This is a genomic window from Acidimicrobiales bacterium, assembly GCA_035316325.1.
Lineage (GTDB): Bacteria > Actinomycetota > Acidimicrobiia > Acidimicrobiales > VFJN01 > DASXTK01.
The window spans coordinates 90,524-107,441 of record DATHJB010000212.1; the positions used below are offsets into that span (position 1 = coordinate 90,524).

Sequence of the window (16,918 nt, forward strand, 5' to 3'; positions counted from 1 at the left end):
GTATCGTCGGGCGAATGGAGATCAGGGACGTGCGACCCGACGAGTACGACGCCCTCGGCGCTCTCACGGTGGCGGCGTACACGGCGGTCGACCGCCGCACGGTCGAGACCGAGGGCAACTACGCCGGCGAGCTGGCCGATGTCGCCAAGCGGGCCGCCGACGCCGACGTGCTGGTGGCGATCGACGGCGACGGCACCGTGCTCGGCGGTGTCACCTACGTGCCGGGCCCCAAGTCGTCCTCGGCGGAGTTCGACGACCCCGACACCGCCGGCATCCGCATGCTCGCCGTCGGCGCCGCCGCCGAGGGTCGGGGAGTGGGCGAGGGCCTGGTGCGGGCCTGCCTCGCCCGGGCCGTCGCCGCCGGCAAGCGCCACATCGCCCTCCACTCCACCGACCGGATGACCACCGCCCACCGCCTCTACCTGCGCCTCGGCTTCGTCCGCGACGTACCCAACGACTGGGAGATCTTCCCCGACTTCACCCTCCTCGCCTTCCGCCTCGACTTCCCTGCCGACGACGCGGTCTGACGACATGGACGACGAGACGATGGTGCCTTTGCCGGAGCGGGGGCGGGTCTACCGGGCGAGGCGGCGGGTGCGGTTGGGGGACGCGGCGCCGTCGCAGCGGCTGCGGCTCGACGCGTGTGCGCGATACGTGCAGGACATCGGCAACGACGACACCGAGGAGAGCGGGCTCGACGCCCAGGCCGGCCACGGCGGTGGGGTGTGGGTGGTGCGGAGGTCCGTCGTCGACGTGGTGAGCCCGCCCCGCTGGGGCGAGTGGCTCGACCTGGCCACCTGGTGCAGCGGCATCGGCGGCCGCTGGGCGGGGCGGCGCCTGTCGATGGTGGGGGAGCAGGGCGGCCGCGTCGAGATCGACACCCTGTGGGTGCACCTGCGGCCCGAGACCTTCGTGCCGGCCCGCCTGCCCCCGGCGTTCCTCGACATCTACGGCGACGCCGCCGGCGGTCGCAAGGTCTCCGCCAAGCACGTCCTCGACCCTCCGCCGGCCGAGGTCGGGCCGGAGCTGGAGTGGATGCGCTGGCCACTTCGGGCGGTCGACTATGACGTGATGAACCACGTCAACAACGCCGCCTACTGGTCGGCGATCGAGGAGGTCCTGGCCCGCTCACCCGGCCGCGACCCGCACCCCCGGGCCGGTCAGCCGGTGCGGGCGGTCCTGGAGTACGGCTCCGGCATCGAGGCCGGCGCCCCCGTGGAGCTGCTGGTCCGCCGCGACAACGACAAGCAGCTCGACGTCTGGTTCACGATCGACAGCGCCGTCCACGCCACCGCCCGCCTGACCACGCTCTGACAGCCCGAAATTGCGTGGCCGGTGGCCGCTCCAGGGCCGCCACACACGCAATTTCGGGTCGGTCAGCCCTCGTTGACGAGGACGATCTTGCCGAACTTGCCGCCCTGCTCGAAGCGGGCGTAGGCGTCGGCCACCTCCGCGAAGGGGTAGGTCGCCGCGATCGGCACCGTCAGATCACCCCACGACAGCAGCGGCAGGGCGTGGCGCTCCACGGCCCGGGCCGCCAGTGCCTTCTCCTCCAGCGGCCGGGCCCGCAGCGTCGACCCGTGGATGCGGGCCCGTGCGCCCATCAGGGCCAGCAGGTTCACCTCGGCCTTCGCCCCGGCGCCCACCCCGATCACGGCGATGCGGCCGCCGGTCGCCAGCGCCGCCAGGTTCGCCGGCATGTTGGGCGCCCCCACCAGCTCGAGGATCACGTCGAACGGGCCGGCATCGCCGAAGTCGTCGGGCGGCACCACCGTCGCCCCCAGCGCCTCGACGTTGGCCCGCAGGCTCTCGTTGCGCACCGACGCCACCGCCTCGCAGCCGGCGGCCGCCGCCAGCTCGACCGCCGCGGTGCCCACCCCGCCGGCGCCGCCGTGGACGCACACCCGCTCGCCCAGGCTCAGCCCGCACTGGGTGAACAGGGCGTCGTGGGCGGTGGTGTAGTTCTCGGGGAACCCGCCGGCCTGCTCCCACGTCACGGTCGACGGCACCGGGATGGCGACCAGCTCGGGCACCACGGCCAGCGACGCCTGCCCGGCGCCCGGCACCACCGCCATCACCCGGTCGCCGACCGAGAAGCGCCGACACTGGTCGCCCGCCGCCACGACCTCGCCGGCCAGCTCCATCCCCGGCAGGTCGGGTGGCGCCGTGCCCGGGGGCGGGGCGTAGAACCCCGCCACCTGCATCAGGTCGCCCCTGCAGAGGCCCGCGGCCCGCACCCGCACGAGCAGGTCACCCGGCCCCGGCGTCGGGTCGGGCTGCTCCCGCCACGCCACCTTGCCGTCCGCGATCGTCGCCGCGAACACGTCGTTGCCCGCCCGCCCTAGCCGCGGGCTTCGATCGGGACGTAGTCGCGCTTGTCGTGACCGACGTAGAGCTGGCGGGGCCGGACGATCTTCTGGTCCTGCTCCAGCAGCTCCACCCAGTGCGCCAGCCACCCGGCGGTGCGGGGGATGGCGAACAGCACGGTGAACATCTCGATCGGGAAGCCCATCGCCTGGTAGATGAGGCCCGAGTAGAAGTCGACGTTCGGGTACAGCTTGCGGTCGATGAAGTAGGAGTCGGCCAGGGCGACCTCCTCCAGCTTCAGGGCGATGTCGAGCAGCGGGTTGCGGCCCGTGACCTCGAAGACGTCCTCGGCGGCCTTCTTCACGAGCTTCGCCCGGGGGTCGTAGTTCTTGTAGACCCGGTGCCCGAAGCCCTGCAGCACCCGCTCGCCCCGCCGCACCGACTCGACGTAGTCGTCGACCCGGTCGAGCGAGCCGATGTCGTGGAGCATGTGGATGACGGCCTCGTTGGCGCCGCCGTGGCGCGGTCCGTAGAGCGCCGCCGTGGCCGCGGCCACGCTCACGTAGGGGTCGGCGTGGGCCGAGCCGACCGTGCGCATGGCCGTGGTGCCGCAGTTCTGCTCGTGGTCGGCGTGGAGGATGAACAGCACGTCGAGCGCCCGGGCCAGCTTCGGGTTGGCGTCGTAGCGGGGCTCGGCCACCTTCCACAGCATCGACAGGAAGTTGGCGGTGAACGTGAGCGAGTTGTCCGGGTAGACGAACGGCTGCCCGACGCTGAAGCGGTGGCAGGCGGCGGCGAGCGTCGGCATCTTGGCGATCAGCCGGACGATCTGCTTGTAGCGGATGTCGGGGTCGTGGATCTGCTTGGCGTCGAGGTAGAAGGTCGACAGCGCCGCCACCGCGGAGACCAGCATCCCCATCGGGTGGGCGTCGTAGTGGAAGCCCTCCAGGAAGCGTTTGCGCACGTTCTCGTGGATGAACGTGTGGTACGTGATGTCGTGCGCCCAGCTGTCGTACTGGGGCGCCGTCGGGAGCTCGCCGTGGAGCAGCAGGTAGGCGACCTCCAGGTAGGTCGACTGCTCGGCCAGCTGCTCGATCGGGTAGCCCCGGTAGCGCAGGATCCCCGCGTCGCCGTCGATCTCGGTGACGCTCGACTCGGTCAGTGCCGTGGTCGTGAACGCCGGGTCGTAGAACCAGATGTTCGGGAGCAGCTTGCGCCATTCGGTGGCGCTCACGCCCCCGTTCGCGATGGGGATCTCGATGCTCGAGCCGCTGCGGTTGTCGGTGATCGTGATGCTCTCGGCCACGCGGGCGAGGCTACTGCTCAGCCCCGGTTCTCATGCACCTTCGGCGAAAGCCCTACGTATGCCTGACTGGTCGGCGTCTCGCACGATGTCCCGGATCACGTCCTGTACCGCCCGGGCGGGTGCCGACAGCCGGCCGCGCTGGTTCCGGGCCAGGCCTACGGAGCGTGGCAGCAGCCCGTCGACGCCGACGCGCCGGCAGGTCGCGTCGATCCACGGCGGCGCCGCGGTGGCCGGCAGCACGGCGGGGCCGAAGCCCTCGAACGCCAGCGTGCTGAGCAGGCGGATGCCGTCGACCTCGGCCTGGGCCTGCAGGGTGACGCCCACCGCGGCGGCCGCCCGGTCGAGCTCGTCGCGGAACGGCGTGCCCTGGGGTTCGAGCAGCAGCTCGTGCTGGGCCAGCTCGGCGAAGTCGATCCGCTGGCGCTCGGCCAGGGGGTGGTCGCCGGGGACGACCAGCACGCGCTCCTCGTCGAACAGCTGCTCGGTGAGCAGCTCGGGCTCGGCGAGGGGCAGGTTGAGCACGGCCAGGTCGAGCGTCTCGGACAGCAGCTGGGGGACCAACGACGTGGTGGTGGCGTCGACGATGACGGCGTCGACGTCGGGGTGGCGCTCCTTCACGAGCACGAGCAGCCGGGGGACCAGCCAGCGGCTGACGGTGCCGATGCAGCCCAGGCGCACCTGGCCCGACACCTGGTGGAGCAGCGAGGCGACGTCGGTGCGCAGCGACTCGAGTTCGCGCTGGATGCGCCGGGCCCGCTCCACGACGACCTCGCCCTCCTCGGTGAGCATCCCGCCGGCCCGGTCGACCAGCACGGCCCCCAGCTCCCGTTCGAGGCGGGCGATGTGGGTCGAGACGTTGGACTGGACGGTGTTGAGGGATCGGGCCGCGGCGGAGAAGGATCCTTCGTCGGCCACGGCGACCAGAGCGGCAAGTTGTCGGAGGTCCATCGCTGCGGGCGATATTACCCATCAGAAACATTCATTTGACGAATCGCGGCCGGTACGTCACTATGATCAACACATAGAGCGGTGGACGAATCCCCCCTCCGAAGCCGCTCAGAACAGACGTGAGAATGCCGGATCCCCCCTCTGAGCGTTCCAGTCTGTAGGAGCCGACCGATCCACCCGACGGTCGGCTCCGCTCGTTTTGCGGTGACGCGGGCGGGCGCCCCCCGGGTCGGGCAGGCTGTTCCCATGCGTGCTGCTGCGTTCGTCGACCTCGACCGGACCCTCCTGCGGGGAGCGAGCGGTCCGGCGATCAGTCGGGCGCTGCGGGAGGCGGGCATCGTCGACGGCCGCGTCCTCCCGGGCGAGGGCGTCCTCTACAAGCTGTTCGACCTGGTGGGGGAGACCCGGCCGTCGATCGAGCTGGCCCGCCAGGCCGCTCGCTTCGCCAAGGGCTGGCCCCAGGACGCGGTGCGGAAGGCGGCCGAGTCGGCGGCCGACGCGCTCATCGTCGCCGTGCAGCCGTTCGCCCATCCCATGATCGAGGAGCACCGGGCCGCCGGGCGGCCGGTCGTCCTCGCCACCACCACGCCGTACGACCTGGTGGCCCCGCTGGCCGAGCGGCTCGGCTTCGACGACGTGGTCGCGACCCGCTACGGCGTCGACGCCGACGGCCGCTACGACGGCACCGTCCGTGGCGAGTTCGTGTGGGGCCGGGGCAAGCTGCGGGCCGTCGAGGCGTGGGCGCTGGACCACGGCGTGGCGGTCGCCGACAGCTGGGCCTACAGCGACAGCTTCTACGACACGCCGCTGCTGCGGGCCGCCGGCCACCCCGTCGCCGTGAACCCCGACCCCCGGATGCTGGCGATGGCGCTGTTCCGGCGCTGGCCGATCGTCTGGCTCGACGTGCCCGAGGGCGTCCCGAAGCTGCCGCTGCTCGACGTCGAGCCCCAGCGGCTGCTGCTCACGATCGCCCGACCCGAGCTGTTCCCGTGGGTGAAGCTGGACATCGCCGGGATCGAGCACATCCCCGAGAGCGGGCCGGCGATCCTGGTGGCCAACCACCGCAGCTACTTCGACCCGCTGGCGTTGGGCCTGGCCTTCGGGAAGCGGGGTCGGCCGGTGCGCTTCCTCGGCAAGAAGGAGGTGTTCGACGCTCCGGTCGTCGGGCACGTGGTGCGGGCGATGGGCGGCATCCGGGTCGACCGGGGGAGCGGCTCGGAGGAGCCCTTCGCCGAGGCCGCGGCGGCGCTGGCGGCGGGTGAGCTGGTCGCCGTGCTGCCCCAGGGCACGATCCCCCGGGGGCCGGAGTTCTTCGACCCGGAGCTGAAGGGCCGCTGGGGCGCGGCCCGGCTGGCGGCGCTGACGAAGGCGCCGGTGGTGCCGTTCGGGCTGTGGGGCACGGAGAAGGTGTGGCCCCGGTCGGAGCGGGTGCCGCGGGTGTGGAACGTGCTGGCGGCACCGAAGGTGGTCGTCCGGGCCGGACCGCAGGTGGCGCTGAAGCACCGGTCGCCCGAGGCCGACACCCGCCGCATCATGGCGGCGATCGCCGACCTGCTGCCGCCCGAGGCCCGGGAGCCCCACGAGCCGACCGCGGAGGAGCTGCGCCTCAGCTACCCGCCCGGCAAGGCCCCGAAGGCCAACCCCGACGAAACTTCGACACAGACGGCGCCATAGCGACCGTTCCTGTCGAGATTTCGGGTCTGGGTCTGGGTCTAGGCGCCGGGGTCCAGCGACTCGGGGTCGGTGGTGGGGCCGCGGAGGGGTTCGAGGGTGCAGGCCCAGGCGGCCTTCTCGTAGCGGGCGGGGGTCTCGTCCATGAAGTCGAGTCGGCAGCGGACGTCGTTGAGCAGCAGGCCCCACCCGACCGCCGGCGACCACGACCCCGACGTGGCCTCGTCGCTCGCGTCGGGCGCCAGCAGCCGTAGCGACACGACGCCGTTGACCGCCACCGCGGCGATCAGCACCCACAGGTAGACCCGGGTGTTGCGGGCACTGGCGCCGATCCACAGGAACAGGCAGATCAGCGCGGGGAGCAGGTGGGCCAGCTTCCACGGCATCACGAAGTAGAGCGCCTCGCTGCCCGCGAAGCCGAGCACGGCGAAGCGCAGCATCGGGTCGGTGCGCCACCGGGGCAGCGACGCCCACAACGCCGGCAGGGCCAGCAGCAGCGTGGCGATCAGCACCAGCCCGCTGCCGGCGTAGTTCTTGTAGAGGAAGCGGCCCAGGTTGTTGGTGAACGACCGGTAGCCCTCCTGGTTCTCCAGGAACGCGAAGGTGCGGTCGTAGGCCAGCCACGAGGGCACGAAGAGCAGGGCCCCCAGCGGCGCCGCCAGCAGCCCGGTCCGGATCGAGCGGCGCCGGTGGGCGGGGTCCCACCCGTCGGCCACCAGGAACGCCACCAGCAGGAAGCCCGACGACAGCCGGCAGCCGATCGACAGGGCGAACAGGACGCCTGCCTGGGGACTGCGGCCCTCGAGGTGGGCGATCGCGCCCCACACGAAGAACACCAGCGCCCACACGAAGTCGGCCAGCGAGGTGGCGGCGATGATCGTCATCGGCGAGGCGAACACGGCCAGGGCGACGAGGTCGCCGTTGTCGTGGTGCCACATGCGCACCAGGCGGGCGATGCCGACCACGGCGGCTCCCGCCGCTCCCGCCGTCAGCAGGTTCAACAGGAAGTGCCCGCCGACCGGGTCGAACAGGGCGGTGAGCCCCTCGAACACCGGGACCCCGGGGGTGCGCGACGGGAAGTAGTCGCCCTCCCGGATGCCCGCCGCCGACCGCAGCACGTTGACCACGTCGATGTCGGTGCCGTAGCCCATCCACACCAGCGGCATCGCCACCAGGGCGACGATCACCGCCAGGTGCCGGTCCCGCAGGCGCCGGTCCCACCATGGAGACGCGCTCTTCGTGCCCGTCGCCCTCACCGCTTCGACCGTCGCCATGAGGGTCAGAGGTTATGACGAACCCAGCGGCCGCGCCCGTGGTGCTTGGCGGCGCGCATGGCTTCGTCGGCACGGGCGAGGATCGAGTCGACCATGTCGCCGGGGTGGACGTCGGCCACGCCGATGCTCACGTCGAGCAGGATGTCCTCCCGGGCCGCCTGGTCGATCGGCTGGCGGATCACGTCGAGCAGCCGGTCCGCCACCCGCTCGACGTCGTCGGGCGACGTGAGCCGCTCGCACAGCACGGCGAACTCGTCGCCGCCCATGCGGGCCACCAGGTCGCCGGGCCGCAACGCCGCGACCAGGCGCTCGGCCACGATCGCCAGCGCCTTGTCGCCGGTCTGGTGGCCCAGGTGGTCGTTGACCGGCTTGAACCGGTCGAGGTCGAGGTAGAGCACCGCGGCCTGGCCCTCGCCGCTCTTGGCGACGGCGCTGAGCCGGTCGCGCAGCGCCTGGCGGTTGGCGAGGCCGGTCAGCGGGTCGTGGGTGGCGGCGAACTCGAGCATGCGGTGGCTGCGGTCCCACTGCAGGGTGAGGCGCAGCAGCTGGCCGGCTTTGCGCAGGGTGTTCGAGTTGAAGCGGGTGGGGGCGCCGGGGTGGCGGCGCCACACGACGATCGCCGCCACCGGACGGTCGCCGTCGACCAGCGACACGGGGTGGACCCAGCAGGCCTCGTAGCCCTCGGCCCGGGCCAGTGCGGCAAGGGGGCCGGGCAGGTCGTCGAGGGTGTCGACCGACACGTCCTGGCCCGACGCCAGCGCCCGGGCCCACGGCGAGCCCGGCTGCGTCACCAGCAGGTTGATGGCCGTTCCGGCGGCGACCTCGAAGCGGTCGCCGTTCCAGCGGTCGCACACCGCGATGCCGGTGCGGGGGACCATGTTCTGCACCGCCGCCACGATCAGCGACAGCACGTGGCCCAGCGAGCCGCCCGCCGCCATGGCCTCGACGGCCTGGTCGAGCGCCCGCTCGTAGCCCGCCTGGCGGATCACCACCACGTACCAGGGCAGGCCCGTGCGCCGGGTGGTCAGCGCCGCCAGCTCGCAGCTCACCTCGTGGCCCTCGGCGTGGAGGATGCCCACCTGCACGCCCACCCCGCCCCACGGGTCGATCTCGAAGGCGTCGTGGACGCTGGCGAACGCCTCGTAGGCGGCCGGCAGCGAGGCCGGCGAGATCATGACCGCGAAGTGCTGGCCGACGATCTCCTCGGGGCCGTAGCCGAAGAAGCGCTCGATGGAGGCGCCCACCCAGCGGACCACGCCGTCGTAGTCGAGCATCACGATCGGGTAGATCGAGTGCTCGGCGACCACCTCGAACATCGCCGGGGTGGGCCGCTCGCGGATCTGGACGATCTCCAGGCGGTTGCCGAAGGGGTCGTCGGTGTGGAAGCGGCGCACGTCGGGGACCTGCTCGCTCCAGCGGACCTCGCCGCCGGCACCCTCGACGCGGCCGGCCACGACGTCGACCTCGTCGACCAGCAGGGCCGGGTGGGCCTTGCGGGCCGGCGCGAACGGCTCCTCGACACCCAGGTGCACCGCCACGCACGGCCCCTCGAACCAGCAGCCGCTCGGGTCGGCCCGCGGCGGCTTCGGCACCCGCCGCATGCCGAGCACCCCCTGGTAGAAGCGCTCGGCGGCGCGCACCGCCTCCTCGCCGGCCGGCATGGCCAGCTGGACGTGGTCGAAGCCGAGGAGCTGGCCTCGAGGCGCGGGCGCGGGGCGATCGTCTGTCAGCTGGTGTGCTTCCTACGGATGATGTTCAGGGCGCTGCCCGCCCGGAACCACTCGATCTGCTCGTCGTTCATGGTGTGGGTGGCCGCGAGCTCGACGGTCCCCCCGTCCGACCCATGGATGACGCACCGTACCGGCCGGTCGGGGGCTAGTTCGTGCAGGTCGACGACGCTGATGCGGGAGTCCTCGCCGATCAGGTCGTACGACGCCGGATCGGCGAAGGTGAGCGCCAGCACGCCCTGCTTCTTCAGGTTGGTCTCGTGGATGCGGGCGAAGCTGCGGGCGAAGATCACCTTGGCACCGCGGTAGCGGGGTTCCATGGCGGCGTGCTCGCGGGAGCTGCCCTCGCCGTAGTTCTCGTCGCCGACCGCGCACCAGGCGACGCCCTCGGCGTGCAGGTGCTTGGCGATCTCGGGGAACGTCTTCACCTGGCCGTCGAGCGGGTCCTTGCCGTGGCCGGCCTCGTAGGCCGTGTCGTCGGGACCGGTGAAGGCGTTGATCACGCCGAGGAACAGGTTGCCGGAGATGTTCTCCAGGTGGCCGCGGTACTTGAGCCAGGGGCCGGCGGCCGAGATGTGGTCGGTCGTGCACTTCCCGGCGGCCTTCATCAGCACCGGCAGCTCCGTGAGGTCCTTGCCGTCCCAGGGGTCGAAGGGCTCGAGGAGCTGCAGTCGGTCGCTGGTCGGTGCCACGGTCACGGCGATGCCGGCGCTGTCGGCCGGCGGGGCCAGGAAGCCGGACTCTCCCGGGTCGAAGCCCTCGTGGGGCAGCTTCTCGCCGCGGGGCGCGTCGAGCTTGACGGTGTTGCCGGCGTCGTTGGTGAGGGTGTCGGTGCGGGGGTCGAAGTCGAGCGTTCCGGCCAGCGCCAGGGCGACCACCAGGTCGGGCGAGGTGACGAACGCCAGCGTGTTGGCGCTCCCGTCGTTCCGCTTGGGGAAGTTGCGGTTGTAGGAGTTGACGATGGTGTTCGGCTTGGAGAGGTCGAGGTCCTTGCGGTCCCACTGGCCGATGCACGGGCCGCAGGCGTTGGCGAGCACGGTGGCGCCGATGGCCTCGAGGTCGCCCAGCAGGCCGTCGCGCTCGATGGTGGCCCGCACCTGCTCGGAGCCGGGGGTGACCAGCAGCTGGGTCTTGGCCTTGAGGCCGTTGGCGGCGGCCTGGCGGGCGATCGACGCGGCCCGGGTGATGTCCTCGTACGACGAGTTGGTGCACGAGCCGACCAGGGCCGACGACACCTCCAGCGGCCAGCCCTCCTGGCGGGCGTGGTCGCCGAGCTCGCCGATGCGGTGGCCGCGATCGGGGGAGTGGGGACCGTTCACCATGGGCTCGAGGATGGACAGGTCGATCTCGACCACCTCGTCGAAGAACCGGCTGGGGTCGTCGTGGACCTCGGGATCGGGCTGCAGGTCGTCGAGCACGGCCCGGGCGGCCTCGGCGATGTCGGCCCGGCCGGTGGCCTCCAGGTAGGCGAGGCCCGCCTGGTCGAAGCCGAACAGCGACGTGGTGGCACCGATCTCCGCGCCCATGTTGCAGATGGTGGCCTTGCCGGTGGTCGAGATGGTGTCGGCGCCGGGGCCGAAGTACTCGACGATCGCGCCGGTGCCGCCCTTCACGGTGAGCAGCTCGGCCACCCGCAGGATCACGTCCTTCGGCGACGTCCAGCCGGACAGCGCGCCGGTGAGGTGGATGCCGATGAGCTTGGGGTAGCGGACGTTGAACGGGAAGCCGGTCATCACGTCGACCGCGTCGGCGCCGCCCACGCCGATGGCGATCGTGCCGAGGCCGCCGGCGTTGGGGGTGTGGCTGTCGGTGCCGATGATCATCCCGCCGGGGAACGCGTACTGCTCCAGCACCACCTGGTGGATGATGCCCGAGCCCGGCTTCCAGAACCCGATGCCGTAGCGGGCGGAGACCGTGCGCAGGAAGTCGTACACCTCGGAGTTGACGTCGAGGGCGAAGGCGAGGTCCTGCTGGGCGCCGACCCGGGCCTGGACGAGGTGGTCGCAGTGCACGGTGGAGGGCACGGCGACCTGGGGGAGCCCGGCGGTCATGAACTGGAGCAGGGCCATCTGGGCGGTGGCGTCCTGCATGGCGACGCGGTCGGGGTCGAGGTCGGCGTAGCTTCGGCCGCGCTCGAGCTCCTGGTCGTGCGGGCTGCGCAGGTGGTTGACGAGGATCTTCTCGGCGAAGGTCAGCGGGCGGCCGAGGCGCTCACGACCGAGGGCGGCCCGCTGAGGCAGACGGGCGTAGACCTGCTCGGCCAGCGCGACGGGAGTGGAGGCGGTGACGACCATCGGGGTCCCTTGCGTTCGACGACTGATGTAGACAAGTCTATGACAAGTGCGAGAGCTGCGCTATCGGACCATCGCCGACGAGTTGCGCCGTCAGGTGGAGAGCGGTGAGCTCGCCGCGGGCGGTCTACTGCCCAGCGAGAGCGAGCTGTCGGGAGGCTACGGCGTCAGCCGGGTGACGGTCCGCAAGGCGCTGGAGCTGCTGCGCGACGAGGGCCTGATCGACTCGCGGCAGGGGTTCGGGTGGTTCGTCGCCGCCGACCCCGTGCGCCAGGCGCTGGGCTGGCTGGGCACCATCGAGGACCAGCTGGAGTCGCTGGGCGTCGCCTCGGAGCGCCGGGTGGTCGACTTCGGGTTCGTGAAGGCGCCGCCCCGGGCCCGGCAGGTGCTGCACTCGCCGACGGTCCTGCAGGTGCGGCGGGTCAACCTGGCCGACGGGCAGCCCTTCGCCCGGGTCACCGTGTGGTGCCCGGAGGACCTGGGGTCGACGCTGTCACGGGCCGACGTGGAGCGGGAGCCGTTCTACGAGCTGCTCGACGTGCAGATCGGGCGGGCCACCCAGACCATCGGGGCGTCGGCCGCGGATGCCGCCGATGCCGAGCTGCTGGCGGTGCCCGTGGGGTCGCCGGTGCTGCGCTGCGAGCGGGTGACCTGGGACACCGAGGAGCGGGCGGTGCTGCTGTCGGAGCACGTGTTCCCGGGCCACCGCACCGAGCTGGTGGTGGAGCTGCCCCGCTTCGACCCCTCGATGGGCCCGTCGGGCCTGCGCCTCGTGGAGAACTGACCGGGACGCCGCGCCCAGCCGTGAGAGGCTGATCGCGCAACGGTGAGGCGCGTCGGACATCAAGGGGTTGGATGGACCTGTTGCTGGAGCTGAGGTGCTGGCACGGCGGCGCGGTGACCTCGACCGACGTCGTCGTCGACATCGACCCCGACGACACCGTCGAGGCGCTCACCCACGCTCTGGCCTCGTACGCCAACCGGCACAGCCCTGCGCCGCTGCCCGAGGACCGGGTGGTGGTCGTCCGGGGCTCCGCCAGCTCGCCGGCCCGTCCTGGCGACCGGCCGCTCGACCCCGCGGCCCGCATCGTGGACTCCGGCCTGGTCAGCGGCGACACCGTGCTCCTCACCACGCCCCGGCCGCTCGAGCCGCCGCCCCCCGACCTGGCCCTGGCCCTCGACCTGGTCGCCGGCCCCCAGGCCGGGAGGTCCGTACGCCTGGCGCCCGGGCGCCTCACCGTCGGCGGCGGGGTGGGCTGCAACATCGTGATCGCCGATCCCACGCTGGCCCGGTTCCAGTTCACGCTGGAGGTCACGGCCCAGGGCGAGCTGCGGGTGGCGCCCACCCCCGAGGCGATCACCGGCACCCGGGTGGGCGGCGCCACGCTCGACGAGCCCACGTTCGTCATGCCCGGCGAGGAGATCCAGGCCGGGGCCACCATGCTCATCCCCCGGCGGCTCTCGCCCGACGAGACCCGCCGGCGCGACCGTCTGGGCCAGGTGCCGTTCAACCGGGTGCCGTACCGGCGGGCGATGATCCCCGCCCGCGAGTTCGACGAGCTGCCCCCGCCGCCCACCACGCCCGACCGCAAGGGCCTGTCGATCATGCAGGCTCTGCTGCCCGCCATGAGCGGCCTCGGCTTCGCGTTCATGATGAACAACCCGTGGTTCCTGGCCCTCATGCTGGCCACACCGCTGCTGCTCGTCGTGAAGCACTTCACCGACAAGCGCGGCGGCAAGAAGAAGTTCCTGCGCGACCGGGCCGCGTACTTCGACAAGGTCGAGTCCCGCTCGGCCGAGATCGACCGGGCGCTCGACCACGAGCGCCGCATCCGGCTGCTCGCCGCCCCCGACCTCGCCGACCTCGGCCACCAGGCCGCCTTCCACATGCCGCGCCTGTGGGAGCGCGACCGCATCGCCGGCGACCTCCTCGACGTGCGCCTCGGCCTGGGTGACCGGCCCTCGCACATCTCCCAGCGCATCCGGCCCCAGGGCGACGAGGAGCTGCAGGCCGCCGGCCACGCCATGCTCGCCCACCACGGCGCCGTGCTCGACGTGCCGGTCACCGTCAACGTCGTCGAGGTCGGCACCGTCGGCCTGAGCGGCGACCCGGCGCAGGTGGCCGCCACCGGGCGGGCGCTCGTGGCGCAGGCCTCCTGCCTGCACAGCCCCGAGGACCTGGTGGTCGCGGCCGCCATCGGCGCCGGCAGCACCAGCGGCTTCGACTGGGTCAAGTGGCTGCCCCACGTGCGGTCGGCCACGTCGCCGCTCGACGGCGCCCACGTGGTGGTCGGCCCGGCCGAGACCCGGCGGCTCCTGGTCAACCTGTTGGCCGTGGCCGGCCTGCGCGGCGAGCGCATGAAGGGCTTCTCCAACGCCGACACCGCCCTGGTCTGGCCCCGGCTGCTGGTGGTGATGGACGAGGCCGCCGAGCCCGACCGGTCGCTCCTGTCCCAGCTGCTCGACGTCGCCCCCGGCCTCGGGATCCACATGCTGTGGCTCGGCCGCAGCGAGCTGCAGGTGCCCCGCCAGTGCCGGGCGGTGCTGCACTGCGCCGGCGTCGGCCTTACCGGCGTGCTGCGCTCCACCGACCCGACGGTCGCCGAGCAGCCCGTCGAGCTCGACGGCGCCGGCCCGGCCGTGGCCCGTACCGTCGCCCGCTCCCTGGCCCCGCTGCGCGACGCCAGCGCCGGCAGCGCCACCACCGCCATCCCCCGGATGGTGCCGCTGCTCGACGTGCTGGGCCTCGACCACCCCGACGGCGACCAGATCGCCGCCCGCTGGAACGTCGCCCGGCCCTACGGACTGGAGTTCGCCATCGGCCAGTCGGTGGAGGGCCCGTTCACCCTCGACCTGGTGGAGCAGGGCCCTCACAGCCTGATCGGCGGCACGTCCGGCGCCGGCAAGAGCGAGCTGCTGCAGACCCTGGTGCTGGCGCTGGCCGCCAACTACTCGCCGCAGAAGCTCAACTTCCTGTTCGTCGACTACAAGGGCGGCGCCAGCAGCGCCGAGTTCCGCGACCTGCCCCACACGGTCGGCTACGTCACCAACCTGTCCGGGCGGCTGGCGCTGCGGGCGCTCACGTCGCTGCGGGCCGAGCTGAAGCGCCGCATGCTGCTCATGGAGGGCCGGGCCAAGGACCTCACCGAGATGCTGGAGGTGGCCCCCGAGGACGCCCCGCCCAGCCTGGTGATCGTCGTCGACGAGTTCGCGGCGCTGGTCAAGGAGATCCCGGACTTCGTGGCCGGCATCGTCGACATCGCCCAGCGGGGTCGCAGCCTCGGCATCCACCTGGTGCTGGCCACCCAGCGGCCGACCGGCGTCGTCAACGACAACATCCTGGCCAACACCAACCTGCGCATCGCGCTGCGCATGCTCGACCCCACCGACTCCGACAACATCATCAACTCCCGCGAGGCGGCCGACATCCCGGTGCCGCTGCGGGGCCGGGCGTTCGCCCGCACCGGGCCCCAGACGCTGGTGCCGTTCCAGACCGCCTGGTCGGGGGCGCCGTTCGTGGCGTCCCGCGGCGAGGAGATGCAGGCCGTCAACGTCCACCCGTTCGTGCTGCACCCCGACATGGCGCCCGAGGTGTCGGTGGCGGGCGAGGCCGCACCCGGGGCGTTCGACCCCGACGGGGTCGCGGCCGTGGAGGTCGCCCCCCTGTCGCTGGTGGTCGCCGAGCCCGAGAGCCACCTCGACGTGCTGGTGGGTGCCAGCGCCGACGCCGCCCGGCAGCTGGGCCTGCCGCCGGTGCGCCGGCCCTGGGTCGAGCCGCTGCCGGAGGTCATCCCGGTCGACGACGTGCTCGCCGAGATCCCGCCGCTCGACGTCATCCGCGACCCCGGCCGCTACGCCGTCCTCGGCCGCTACGACGACCCGGAGAACCAGGCCCAACGGCCCGCCATCGTCGACCTCGAGGCGTCCGGCGGACTGCTGGTCTACGGCACGGGCGGCAGCGGCAAGACCACCCTGCTCCGGACCGTGGCCCTCGGCATGACCGCCCAGGGCGACGCCGACGACGTCGTGGTCTACGCCCTCGACTACGCCAGCCGGTCGCTCGACCCGCTCAGCGAGCTACCCCAGTGCGCCGCCGTGCTGCAGGGCGACGACGAGGAGGGCGTCACCCGGCTCCTCACGCTGCTGGAGCAGGAGATCGACATCCGCCGCCGGCTGCTCGCCCAGCATCGCTCGGAGAGCCTCGGCGCTCTCCGGCAGCGCTCCGGCGAGATCCACGTGCCGCGGATCGTGGTGCTGCTCGACAGCTACGGCAACTTCCACGAGACCTTCGACAAGTCCGACCGCTACCAGTGGCAGACGATCTTCCAGCAGATCGTCACCGCCGGCCGGCAGGTCGGCATCCACTGCGTCATCACCCACGACCGGCGCATGGGCATCGGTCCGGCGCTGCAGTCGGCCATCGCCGCCCGGCTGGTGCTGCGCATGTCGTCGGTCGACGAGATGACGTCGCTCAACGTGCCCACCACCGTGGCGAAGGACGCCGACCTCCCCCTCGGCCGCGGGTTCGCCTCGTGGCTGGGCGGCGGCGCCACCGAGGTGCAGGTGGCGTGCCCGGGCGACGACCCGGCCGGCGCCGCCCAGGTCGACGCCCTCCTGAAGCAGGCCGAGAAGCTGGCGGCCGCGAGCGCCGCCCGGGCCCCGGCGTTGCCCAAGCTGCCCGAGCGCCTGATGCTCGACGATGCCCCCGTGGGCGCCGAGCTCACGGCCCCGCTGGGCGCGGTCGACCTCACGCTCGCCACCCTCCAGATCGACCTGCGGCGCCAGAACTTCGTGGTGCTCGGGCCGCCCATGTCGGGCCGGTCGTCGACGCTGGCCACGGCAGCGGCCGGGTTGCGGGCGTCGTCTGGCGAGGCCCTGCGGCTGGTGGCCATCGGTTCCGCCTCGAGCCCGCTGCAGTCGCTCGACCTGTGGGACGATGCCGCCTTCTCCCGGGCCGCCCACGCCCGGGTGGCCGAGGCGCTGTGGGAGGCCGTCGCCGACGACGAGGGCGTCGACGCCCGGGCCGTCCTGTTCATCGACGGGGCCGAGGAGATCGACGACTTCGACGTCGAGCGCCCGCTCGAGCAGCTGGCCAAGCGCGAGTGCGTGCGGCTGATCGTGGCGTGCGAGCCGTCGACCATGTCCAAGGCCTACAGCGGCTGGCTGTCCACCCTGCGGCGCAACCGCAGCGCCGTGTTCCTGCAGCCCGACACCCGCGCCGACGTCGAGACCGTGCTCGACGTGCGCCCGGCCCTCCGGCCCGGCCAGGACTTCCCTCCGGGGCGGGGCATCTTCGTGGCCAACCGGAGCTGGTCGCTGGTGCAGGTGGGCCTCACCTGAGGGGGCCGCCCTCGCGCTCCGGGGGCTCGTGATGTACATCTCCTCGTGTAGGAC

General features: G+C 72.6%; 11 protein-coding genes. 5 read left to right on the forward strand and 6 right to left on the reverse strand.

The window, feature by feature from the left end:
• Positions 1-14 precede the first annotated feature (14 nt).
• Positions 15-527, forward strand: coding sequence for a GNAT family N-acetyltransferase (locus VK611_27735; GenBank protein HMG45155.1), 513 nt, complete (start codon positions 15-17; stop codon positions 525-527).
• Positions 528-531: 4 nt separating this feature from the next.
• A complete protein-coding gene (locus tag VK611_27740; GenBank protein HMG45156.1) occupies positions 532-1,314 on the forward strand; it encodes an acyl-ACP thioesterase domain-containing protein in 783 nt (260 codons plus the stop codon).
• Between the two features lie 62 nt (positions 1,315-1,376).
• On the opposite strand, the gene VK611_27745 is transcribed toward VK611_27740, so the two are convergent.
• The 3 genes from VK611_27745 to VK611_27755 are packed head-to-tail and all read right to left on the reverse strand — an operon-like array spanning position 1,377 to position 4,561.
• Positions 1,377-2,324, reverse strand: coding sequence for a zinc-binding dehydrogenase (locus VK611_27745; GenBank protein HMG45157.1), 948 nt, complete (start codon positions 2,322-2,324; stop codon positions 1,377-1,379).
• Positions 2,325-2,341: 17 nt separating this feature from the next.
• Complete coding sequence (locus VK611_27750; protein HMG45158.1) at positions 2,342-3,613, reverse strand: citrate synthase; 1,272 nt, start codon at positions 3,611-3,613, stop codon at positions 2,342-2,344.
• Between the two features lie 30 nt (positions 3,614-3,643).
• Positions 3,644-4,561 carry a LysR family transcriptional regulator gene (locus tag VK611_27755; protein HMG45159.1) on the reverse strand — a complete coding sequence of 306 codons (918 nt, stop codon included), beginning with the start codon at positions 4,559-4,561 and terminating at the stop codon, positions 3,644-3,646.
• Between the two features lie 246 nt (positions 4,562-4,807).
• On the opposite strand from VK611_27755, the gene VK611_27760 reads away from it, so the two are divergent.
• A complete protein-coding gene (locus VK611_27760) occupies positions 4,808-6,235 on the forward strand; it encodes an HAD-IB family hydrolase (GenBank protein HMG45160.1) in 1,428 nt (475 codons plus the stop codon).
• Positions 6,236-6,273: 38 nt separating this feature from the next.
• Here VK611_27760 and VK611_27765 read toward each other — a convergent pair whose 3' ends face one another.
• The 3 genes from VK611_27765 to VK611_27775 all read right to left on the reverse strand — a co-directional run bounded on the left by VK611_27765 (position 6,274) and on the right by VK611_27775 (position 11,527).
• Complete coding sequence (locus VK611_27765) at positions 6,274-7,506, reverse strand: hypothetical protein (GenBank protein HMG45161.1); 1,233 nt, start codon at positions 7,504-7,506, stop codon at positions 6,274-6,276.
• A 5-nt stretch (positions 7,507-7,511) separates the two neighbouring features.
• The gene (locus VK611_27770; protein HMG45162.1) at positions 7,512-9,167 is read right to left on the reverse strand and encodes a diguanylate cyclase; all 1,656 of its coding nucleotides are present in this window, start codon (positions 9,165-9,167) and stop codon (positions 7,512-7,514) included.
• Positions 9,168-9,232: 65 nt separating this feature from the next.
• Positions 9,233-11,527, reverse strand: a complete 2,295-nt coding sequence (locus tag VK611_27775; protein HMG45163.1) for an aconitate hydratase — start codon at positions 11,525-11,527, stop codon at positions 9,233-9,235.
• Positions 11,528-11,573: 46 nt separating this feature from the next.
• Between VK611_27775 and VK611_27780 the strand changes: the two genes are divergently transcribed.
• Together VK611_27780 and VK611_27785 are read left to right on the forward strand one after the other, a co-directional pair.
• Positions 11,574-12,308, forward strand: coding sequence for a GntR family transcriptional regulator (locus VK611_27780; GenBank protein HMG45164.1), 735 nt, complete (start codon positions 11,574-11,576; stop codon positions 12,306-12,308).
• A gap of 71 nt (positions 12,309-12,379) precedes the next feature.
• On the forward strand, positions 12,380-16,864 hold the full coding sequence (locus VK611_27785; GenBank protein ID HMG45165.1) for an FtsK/SpoIIIE domain-containing protein: 4,485 nt from the start codon (positions 12,380-12,382) through the stop codon (positions 16,862-16,864).
• Positions 16,865-16,918 lie beyond the last annotated feature (54 nt).